Origin of the sequence: Vibrio sp. 10N.222.48.A3 (assembly GCF_041475345.1) — a bacterium.
Classification (GTDB): domain Bacteria; phylum Pseudomonadota; class Gammaproteobacteria; order Enterobacterales; family Vibrionaceae; genus Vibrio; species Vibrio tasmaniensis_A.
In genome coordinates, this window is sequence record NZ_JBFRVX010000362.1 from 1 (window position 1) to 10273 (window position 10273).

7 protein-coding genes and 1 pseudogene are annotated in these 10273 nt (G+C 42.9%); 3 read left to right on the forward strand and 5 right to left on the reverse strand.

All coding sequences use genetic code 11. From position 1 onward, the window contains the following. A pseudogene (locus AB4653_RS11200) lies at positions 1 to 350 on the reverse strand (alpha/beta hydrolase); the annotation flags it as partial. A 53-nt stretch (positions 351 to 403) separates the two neighbouring features. Continuing rightward, entirely contained in the window at positions 404 to 634 is a 231-nt protein-coding gene (locus AB4653_RS11205; protein WP_009845683.1) for a hypothetical protein, read from the reverse strand. Between the two features lie 278 nt (positions 635 to 912). On the opposite strand from AB4653_RS11205, the gene hcp reads away from it, so the two are divergent. Beyond that, positions 913 to 2574, forward strand: coding sequence for a hydroxylamine reductase (gene hcp / locus AB4653_RS11210; protein ID WP_009845682.1), 1662 nt, complete (start codon positions 913 to 915; stop codon positions 2572 to 2574). 103 nt (positions 2575 to 2677) lie between these two features. Further along, positions 2678 to 3757 (forward strand): hybrid-cluster NAD(P)-dependent oxidoreductase, encoded by a 1080-nt coding sequence (locus tag AB4653_RS11215; protein ID WP_009845681.1) that lies wholly within the window; start codon positions 2678 to 2680, stop codon positions 3755 to 3757. A gap of 245 nt (positions 3758 to 4002) precedes the next feature. On the opposite strand, the gene AB4653_RS11220 is transcribed toward AB4653_RS11215, so the two are convergent. Next, complete coding sequence (locus tag AB4653_RS11220) at positions 4003 to 5439, reverse strand: glyceraldehyde-3-phosphate dehydrogenase (RefSeq protein ID WP_009845680.1); 1437 nt, start codon at positions 5437 to 5439, stop codon at positions 4003 to 4005. Positions 5440 to 6253: 814 nt separating this feature from the next. Here AB4653_RS11220 and AB4653_RS11225 point away from each other — a divergent pair. Next, positions 6254 to 8845: an ATP-binding protein gene (locus AB4653_RS11225; RefSeq protein WP_102257533.1), complete on the forward strand. Its 2592-nt coding sequence runs from the start codon at positions 6254 to 6256 to the stop codon at positions 8843 to 8845. 32 nt (positions 8846 to 8877) lie between these two features. On the opposite strand, the gene AB4653_RS11230 is transcribed toward AB4653_RS11225, so the two are convergent. Further along, the gene (locus AB4653_RS11230) at positions 8878 to 9114 is read right to left on the reverse strand and encodes a hypothetical protein (protein WP_009845678.1); all 237 of its coding nucleotides are present in this window, start codon (positions 9112 to 9114) and stop codon (positions 8878 to 8880) included. Between the two features lie 164 nt (positions 9115 to 9278). After that, on the reverse strand, positions 9279 to 9905 hold the full coding sequence (locus tag AB4653_RS11235) for a D-Ala-D-Ala carboxypeptidase family metallohydrolase (protein ID WP_009845677.1): 627 nt from the start codon (positions 9903 to 9905) through the stop codon (positions 9279 to 9281). Positions 9906 to 10273: the final 368 nt, after the last annotated feature.

A 10273-nucleotide genomic window follows, 5' to 3' on the forward strand; every position in this document is an offset into this window, starting at 1 on the left:
ACCGTTCTCACTAGGTAGCCTTGTTCTGCTAAGTGCGTTGCGATGTCTTTAAATGAGTACGGAGAATCACCTAAACCATGTACCAATAAAACTGCCTTACCGTTAGGTGCCGCAGGTTTGTATTCGGTGGGTGAATTGAGTCGAATCTCTAGCTGCTTGTCTTTGGTCATGAATACACGGTTTTTCAATAACCAATCTTGAGTTTCATTGACGTAGGCATCAAAGCTGTCTTGCTGATATTCAGGCAAGTTTGGAGATGTTTCGTAAGCAGGTATCGATGTCTCGTTGGAACAACCAACGAGACTTAAAGTCGTTAAGGCGAGCAGCGTTAGAATAGTATTTCTATGCATTTTTTGATGTTGTCTCTGTTGTTCTTTTACTATGTCTGAAACTGAAGTTTAGATTACTTTCTGCTTGAAAGGTCTTCGTATTCACCTTCAATAACACCGGCATCACTGGTAGATGATTGACGTGTGTTCATGTGAGCTGCGAAACCCTGTTTTTTCATTTGATTCTGAATGCGCTTGCCAGTGATTAAAGCTGCAATAGCTAAAGGGATAGCAAGAATCAAGCTCGTGAATAACGCCAATAGGCCAGTAAACAACGCAACAATCGTAACTAATATATTTTTCATATTCATTCCTCTTTTCTCTATGTTGTTACTATATCGCTTCTATTCTGAACGAAACATGAACACCGTTAATAAATACCAGAGAGTCACTATGACACAGTCGTGTGTGGATTTAGAGTTTATATGTAGTCATAATCACGCACTAAAATCATGGGATAACAGTAAGTTCCATAAAATCAACGACTTAAAAGTTGGCACGCTTGATGCTCTATAGGGGGGGTGGAATAAGTCACTGTAAGCAAAGTACTTACAGCTAATAAAAAATTACTGGAGCCCCTTATATGTTTTGTATTCAATGTGAACAAACAATTCAAACCCCAACCGTAAAAGGCTGTTCTTTCGCACAAGGCATGTGTGGAAAAACCTCGGAAGTATCCGACCTTCAAGACGTGTTGGTGCATTCTCTTCAAGGCGTTTCTTTTTGGGCAAGCCTAGGTCGCGCTTGCGATGTTATTGATACAGAAGTTGATGAGTGGGCGCCAAAAGCGTTCTTCGCAACACTGACTAACGTTAACTTCGACCCTGCTCGTATTATCGAATTCGCACAACAGTCTCATGAATTCAAGCAGCGTTTAGAGCAAAAAGTTCGTGCAGCAGCAACATTGATTGGTTTTGAAATTCCAGAACTTTCTGCAGCAGCACAGTTCGATCTTCCAACAGATTCTTCAGAGCTATTGGCACTTGCGCCTCAAGCTGCTGTAAACCGTGGTCACGACTCTCAACACGAAGATGTGATTGGCCTTCGTCTTCTTTGCCTATACGGCTTAAAAGGTGCGGCAGCCTACATGGAGCACGCTCGTGTTCTTGGTCAAACTGACAATGCTATTTTTGCTGAGTACCACGAAATCATGGCGTTCTTAGGTACAGATCCATCTGACCTAAAACAACTGCTAGATACGTCTATGCAGATTGGCTTGATGAACTACAAAGTCATGGAAATGCTGGATAAAGGTGAGACAGATACATTTGGTCACCCTCAACCAACAACCGTGAACGTGAAAACTAAGAAAGGACACTGTATTCTTGTTTCTGGTCACGACTTGCATGATCTAGAAAAGATCCTTCAACAAACCGAAGGCAAGGGCATCAACGTTTACACTAACGGTGAGATGCTACCAGCACACGGTTACCCAGAGCTAAACAAGTACCCACACCTTGCGGGTAACTACGGTAGCGCTTGGCAGAACCAGCAAAAAGAATTCGCTAACTTCCCTGGCGCAATTGTAATGACGTCTAACTGCCTGCTTAACCCTGATGTAGGTTCTTACGCAGACCGTCTATTTACACGCAGCATCGTGGGCTGGCCGGGTGTTGATCACCTTGAAGGCGATGATTTCAGCGCAGTAATTGACTGTGCACTGGCGCAAGAAGGTTTCAAACACGACGAGATCGAGCAGATGATCACTGTCGGCTTTGGTCGTAACGCACTGATGGAAGCGGCACCTGCGGTTGTTGAGCAAGTGAAAGAAGGCAACATCAAACACTTCTTCCTAGTGGGTGGTTGTGACGGTGACAAATCTGAACGTAGCTACTACACAGACTTCACAGCTCAAGCGCCAGAAGATTCAGTAATCCTGACATTGGCATGTGGTAAATTCCGTTTCAACAAAAACCAATTCGGCGACATTAACGGTATCCCACGTCTGTTAGATGTTGGCCAATGTAACGATGCTTACTCAGCGATTCAGCTTGCTATCGCACTGTCTCAAGAGTTTGATTGTGGTATCAACGAACTTCCGTTAACGCTGGTTCTATCTTGGTTCGAGCAAAAAGCGATCGTTATCCTGCTTACCCTGTTCGCTCTTGGTGTGAAAGGTATTTACACGGGCCCAACAGCGCCAGCTTTCCTAACAGAAAACCTATTAAAGATTATGCAAGACGAGTTCGATATGCGTTCTATCTCAACGCCAGAGCAAGATCTTAAAACAATCTTAGCGGCTTAATTTAAGCCAACTCTAAGCCCCGTTGTTGTGACGTTTTTCTAAAACAGACAACGGCGGGGCTTTTTCGATTTAAATCTTTAGTCATTAGCAAGGTACACGAACTATGTATGCATGGTCGGATAGCGATTCAATCAATTTAGTGTGTTTAAAGAAATGGCACGAGACGCCAGATACGGTCAGCTTTGAGCTTGGCAGCGTTCCACAAGACTTACATTTCAACTTTAAGCCAGGGCAATTTATTACTCTGGGTTTGTATATGCCGGCGAAAACCGATTACCGTGCTTATTCTGTAGCGTCTTGTCCTGAAGATAACCGCCTGAAACTGACGGTAAAGCGTGTGGAAGGTGGTTTGGTTTCGAACTTTATTGTTGATGAACTTGATGAAGGTGATGAGGTTTCTGTATTGAAGCCTGCTGGTGCGTTTAACTGTATTGATTGCATGCCAACGACGACCAAAAAAGTGACGCTAGTGAGTGCGGGTTGCGGTATCACTCCTGTGATGGCGATGGCAAAGTATTGGTTGGCTCAAGGCAGTGATATTGAGATCGACTTCGTCCACATGGCACGCAATAAGCGTGAGACCATTTACTTTCAAGAACTGCATCAATTAGATGAGGCGCACAGCAACTTCAATCTTAAATTGCTGCTAAAAGACAGTGAAGGAACATTAGCTCCTCAAGGTCGATTAGATAAGAATTGGTTAGTAAAACTAAGCCCAGATATTTTAGACCGAACTGTTTATCTGTGCGGCCCAGTTGGCTTTATGCAAAACATAGAAAGCTACCTGAAAGAACTAGAATTCAACATGGAAAATTTCTATCAAGAAAGTTTCACGCCAGCGAACCCAAACACGGATTCACTAGCCAATAGCAATACAGCTTCAGAAGAGTCACAAGCGGAAGCGTCTGCAGATTCAAATGGTGCCGTTAAGGTGTTTGTTCCTGCATTTGGCGCAGAAGTAGAAGCGGAAGCGGGTACACCACTGGCTGATTCATTAGAGAAAGCTGGAGTTCCGATTATTATTGCTTGTCGCAGTGGGATTTGTGGTTCTTGCAAGTGCAAAGTAACCAAAGGTTCAGTGGAATCAAGCAGCCAAGAAACATTGACGCCAGAACAGATTGAGCAAGGTTATGTCCTTGCGTGTTCGAGTACGATTCAGTCAGATGTTGAGGTTGAGCTGTAGCAGATGTGAAGTCGAGCTTTGTTAGAACGGTAAAAACAAAGTTGGCATAATAGAGACCAAAATTAAAGTACCAGATGTAAAAAGGCCACTTAGATCAGATAGAGAGAGCAGATCTAAGTGGCAACCTTCCTGTTTATACGGGGGAGTAAAACAAGAAGGGTTGCGAAGCCCATAATAGACTTCGCAGATATAATTATTATGTTGTGGAGCCGTTTGCGCTGAGTTAGTTACAAGATCGAAGTCGTTTAAACTTCAGGGTATGTCTTGTAACGAACACCCATCATCTGTTCCATACAGTGAACAACTTGGCAGCTGTAGCCAAACTCGTTGTCGTACCAAATGTAAAGAACAGCGCGGTTGTCTTGCGCGATAGTTGCAACACCGTCAACCACACCTGGGTGGCGAGAACCAACCAAATCGGTAGATACAATCTCGGTTGAGTCGGTGTAATCAATCTGTGCAGATAAAGTTGAAGATAGCGCCATTTCACGCAGGTATTCGTTCAACTCTTCTTTGTTTGTGCCTTTCTCAAGGTTTAGGTTTGCTACTGCCATTGAAACGTTTGGCGTAGGTACGCGAATCGCATTACCTGTTAGCTTACCTTCCATTTCTGGCATCGCTTTTGATACCGCTTTAGCAGCACCAGTCGATGTCAGTACCATATTCAATGAAGCAGCACGACCACGACGATCACCTGAGTGGAAGTTATCGATTAGGTTTTGGTCATTGGTAAATGAGTGAACCGTTTCGATGTGACCTGATAGGACACCAAACTTGTCGTGAACCGCTTTTAATACTGGCGTAATCGCGTTGGTTGTACAGCTTGCAGCAGAGATGATTGTGTCTTCTGGTTGAATGTCATTTTGGTTTACACCAAATACAACGTTCTTGATTTCACCTTTGCCTGGCGCAGTCAGTAGAACCTTCTTTGCGCCATTACACGCAACGTGTTGGCTTAGGCCTTCAGCGTCACGCCACACACCTGTGTTATCAACCACAAGTGCATTCTCGATACCGTAAGATGTGTAATCCACTTCTGCTGGCTTGTTTGCGTAGATAACTTGGATGAAGTTACCGTTAACGATGATCGCTTTACGTTCTTGGTCTACAACAATGCTGCCGTTGAATTGGCCATGAACAGAGTCACGACGTAGCAAGCTTGCACGTTTTTCTAAGTCACCATCTTTGCCGCCACGAACAACAATTGCACGTAAACGCAGTGGGTAACCTGGGCCACTTTTCTCGATCAATAGACGAGTAAGCAAGCGGCCAATACGACCAAAACCGTACAATACAACATCGCGAGGTTCTGTCATCGCCTCGCCTTCAAGCGATTCTAAAAGTGCAGTTTGTAGGAAATCATCCAACCCGTGTGTGTCTTCGCGATCTTGCCAGAATGTATGAGCAAGGCGACCAACATCGATACGACATGGAGATAAGTCCATAGAGAGAAGGTGTTGAATGATGGGTTGAGTCTGTTCTGCGGTAAGCGGAGAACCTGTGTAACGTTTTGCGATGCGGTGAGCTTTGATGATGTCGATAGTTGTTGCGTTAACCAGTGTTTTACCGAAGAGGATAACTTCAACGCCTTTTTGGCGATACAACTGACCTAAAGTAGGAGCGATTGATTCAGCAATAGTTTGACTAGTTTGCCAGTCTAGGAGGTGCTTTTCGGGACTCATCTTTACTCGGGACCTTTCACGTTAATGTCTGCAATCATAGCGAATGTAGGGTAGCCATGAGTGCATGGGGGAGTTGAGCTATCTAAGCTTTGGTGGTCTTTAACGCCACTTAAATTTGCTTGATATGCCTTGTGTGTAATTTGTAATTTTTATGTGGCAGGATTGTAAGGTACGACGAGTTATTCTGCTAGGAAAAATAAATGCAGATTAATTGTCTGAAAATTGGCTTTTAATTGGTCATAAATCAAGATTTTAGTGTCAAGAAAGGCTATTGACTTTAACAGTCTGTAGTACTTAATTTTCGCCAAAAAATACTCAGATCAAAACATAATGTGTAATAAAGGGAATTGCGATCATTAAAGATGTGATCATTAGCACTAGTTACACTTAAAAAGTAAACGACAGATAAGGTATTCAGCGAGTTTTCTTGTTCGACTTTTGAATAAGCTGAGTTTGAGTACAGAAAGTTAGTGACGCAAACGATTAGATCTCACAAATTTGACTTAACTTTGGTGTTTATTGGTTTCTAGAGCAGTGACTTGCGGTCATCTAGAGGCATAACCTTATCCTTTCACTTGTTTAAAATAGACCTTCCTCTTTAAATCCTGTATGTGGATAACGACTGACGCCAATTCCCTATGATTAGCTCATAATGTCATTTGTTCATATTCAATTTGATCAATAACTCCTGTTAATGTCCTATTCTTATATTGAGCTAGGTAAAAATACTATCGGGAAAGGAGTCGTTATAAAAATGATAAATATGTCAATTAGATGGCGTCTTATTTTTCTTTCAACAGTTTCTGTATTCATCATGTTTGGGTTTACAGTCAATGAAGTGCTCAAGAACGATAAGAAGATGAATCACCTTGAAGTAACGCGAATTAAGGTGGAAGCACTTCAATCTTTTAATGCTGTTTCAAGTGGTGCTTATCAATGGTTAGTGCTGTCTAAAGACTCGCCAGAGAAAGGTCCGTTGTTTTTAGAGCTGCAAGTGGAAGTGGATAGGCTTGCTCATTACGAAATACAACTTCAACAGTTCGACAACAGTTGGACTGTCGAGCCGCAGTTGATTGAGTTAAAGAGTGTGTTAAAGAAGCTCGCGCGGGTAACCACTAGTATTGACAGCGACGCATCACAGATTACTGTCAGCAACGCACAGCAAACAGAACGAGCCTTTGACCTGTTAAAAGGCGTGTTAATGGAGCTGTCTGAATATCGTGCCAATATAGTGGACGAAAAGATCAGCCAAACAGATACGATGTTTATCAATCTTACTCACTACGTGTTCTGGACTCAGCGAGAAGCGTGGCTGAGTTACCGCTTGTATCGTTCTCCAGAGCTGATTGATCAATATTTATTGAGCTATGTTGGTGCTTTAGAAAGGCAACAACAGCTGTTAGATACGTTTTTACGATCAGACAGCCACTCGCTGGAAATTAGCAAACTGTTAAACATGTTCTCCCAAGATGAATTTCAAGACCGATTTACGGCGCGGCTTCTCAAAGGTGACTTCTCGACACCTGAAATATATGAACATGTGGAAAGTTTAGAGCGAAAGAAGCTGGCGATCTCAAAGGCGGTTGGTGCTTATACCGATCAATTAAAGTTTGATTTGACAAAAAATATAGCGCTACAGAAAAGGCAAACGGCGGTTATGACATTGCTTATCCTTGTTGTTTCAGGTGCTTTGTTATGGCTTGGTGTCGCGACATCTTTGCGCTTAAATAGAAACTTATCGATTATCGTGAAAGGGGTGTCTGAATACGCGGATAGTTACGGCAAGCCTAAGGTGATTCATATTCAAGGTAACGATGAACTTGCCGAGTTTACTGAAACCCTCAATCGAGTGATGGAACGTAACTATCATCACAACAAAGAGCTGATAATAGCAAAAGAAGATGCAATTTCGGCTAACAAGGCCAAGAGTGCATTTTTAGCAAACATGTCTCATGAAATACGTACGCCGCTTAATGGAATTATAGGTATGGCGGAAATTTTATCTCAGAGTCAACTGAGTGCTAACCAACAAGAGGTACTTGAGGATATCGAGTCGTCTTCACATTCGTTGTTGGTGTTACTCAATGACATTCTCGATCTTTCTAAGATAGAGTCGGGTAACTTAATGTTGTCGCCGCATAATGCCGATTTGCGAGAAGCGGTTTACGACTCTGTGAGCGTAATTTTGTCGAAAGCGATCAGTAAAGACATTGAACTCGATATCAACATTGATGCTCAAACCCCAACACAGCTGTTTTTCGATGAGTATCGTGTTCGACAAGTGCTAACCAATTTGCTGTCTAATGCTATTAAATTTACCTCAAAAGGCACGATTACAACGGATATTGCTTATACACCGATGTCTTTGGGGCGAGGTAAGCTTGAATGCAGTGTGTCTGATACCGGGATTGGGATTGAGCCAGAGAAGCTAGAGTCCATTTTTGAACCTTTCACTCAAGAAGATGGCAGTATTACTCGCCAATTCGGCGGTACAGGGCTAGGGCTTGCGATTTGTCGGCAGCTTGTTGACTTGATGGGCGGCTATATTACCGCACGCTCAGTGAAAGGAGGAGGCTCTACATTCACCTTTTGTTTGTACGTAGACACGGTCGAGGCTCACGCTCAAACGTTCGATAACCTAAGCCGTGCGACAATTATTTCTAATTCTTTCAATTACCTCGATCAATTGGTCAAAGAGTGCGAGCGCTTAAATGTTCGACCTAATGTTGTGTCATCCATTTCGGATCTTGGTGAGAGCCTGAAAGAAAGTGACTTGGTGCTTTATTGTCACACGCTGCATCACTCTATGAGGAAAGATCTTGAGGCGTTAAAGGCGTTGTATCCGCTGACTCGCGTTATTGTGTGCCAGCATCACCTATTTAAAACCAATCTAATCACAGAAACGGTTCACTCGACTCATACATTACCATTTTTGGGTAGACGCTTCTTAAACAGCCTACGATCGCTTGATGCTGGTGAAGTACAAACACCGACTGTGGAAGTAAAAGATGAAGAAGTTCGTTCTCTGAATCGACGTATTCTGATTGTTGAAGACAACCTGATGAATCAGAAGATAGCGAGCTTCTTCCTTGAGCAAGCGGGCTATGAATATTTGATTGCCAGCAATGGCCAAGAGGCGGTCGATGTCATCACCCAGGGCGCTCAGTTTGATGCCATTCTAATGGACTGCATGATGCCAGTTATGGATGGTATAACGGCGACTCGTGTGATTCGAGAGTGGGAGACAGATCAACAAACCCCACCACTACCCATTATTGCTTTAACCGCTAGTGTCTTAGAAGAGGACATCAAAAATTGCTTTGAAGCAGGTATGAACGCCTACTTGCCGAAACCTTATAAATCCCACCAACTGTATGATCTTTTCAGTAGCCTTGATATTGTCTAATGGTTCCAGTATCAAGGCTAGCGCTGTGTGATTTAGCGTACTTCTTGCCCAAGGCTGTATTGTGCAACACAGCGGCCTACGTAGCTGATTTTTAGTAACCCGGCCACTAATATGGTGCTGATGTGTGCGAAAATTTGAATGGGTAGTGAGAAGTAATCGGCCATCGGATAAGCAACAATAATACTGAGTAGCATTAGCAAGGCGGTGATAGCTAAACTGAAATTTGAAACAGAAAGTAGAGTTTGAAAGCGTTGAGTCATCGTCTTCATATTGAATTCCTAATTGCTATTAATAATTATGATACTTGTTATCAATAGCAATTAGCGTTCCAGTTATATTTTTATCATTAAATCAATGGTTTAATTTTATTGTTTCTATTTTTAAGTCGTAATGACTCTGTTTCTTTGTGTGTCTTAATGACCCATCCGTGTTCTTACCACTGTCTGAATCCACAAGTATCGATGTGGAATCGAACACCAGAATACAAACCCAGTCCAACGTTATTCTTTTGCCCAAATTCCGCATGAATCTTTTTAAGCTTCACGTGTAGATTTTCGCGAGTAATATCATTAGCAGGCACTAAGTCTAAAGCGCAGAACTCTAAGTGTTTACTTCGCAGTGCGCCACCCGCTTGCTTATTGTAGATATCGGTTCTTTCTCCAGACACAGGAATTACAACGCCAATCTCAGGCTCAATATATTGTTGAATGTACTTAAGGGTATTAATCATTTTTGGTACATGCTTTTTATTGGGTAGGGTAAACAGAGTGGTGTTGCTCATTGCCCAGTCGGTGCCTTGCAACAAGACTAAGTGCAGAGGCATGCTTTGGGTGATGCCGTTATCTTTGAGTTGCTGTCCGATCGCCTTGACTTGATCTTGGGCGTGGTTAAGGAGCATCCAACCTCGAAATGCTGATCTCGTGGGAACTTTGTAGCCATGAACATCGACTACGAGGTCGTCATAAGTGATTTCGGTTTCTTCGGTATAAAGTTTCTCAAATTTTTCAGGGTAAGGTTGCGTTGTTGATAGTGCCAAGGTAATCAGAATACTTCCGTACATAAAGTCTCTCCATCGCTTAGGTTCGCCTAGTTATTAACGTTCACCTAGTTACTTACGTACACTAAGGATATTACGTTCGATTAAGTATAGACGCCGGAATTTAGGCACAAAAAAACCCACTACAAAGAGTGGGTTATGAGGGCGTGTTGACCTTTCGAGCTGGTTTTTGCAGCGAATTGCTGGGTATTTATACAAGACAGAGGCTTCGATGTGTAGCTAGCCTACATGAGAAGCCGATAACGTAGTAGAAATGACCAGCAAACGCTGCCCGAAGGGTTCGGCTAAAAGCGCTTTACTCTTTGTTGAGGGAGATTTGCTTAGAATGACTAGGCTACTTCCCCCTCGCCGCGATTAAAACGCTTTTATCT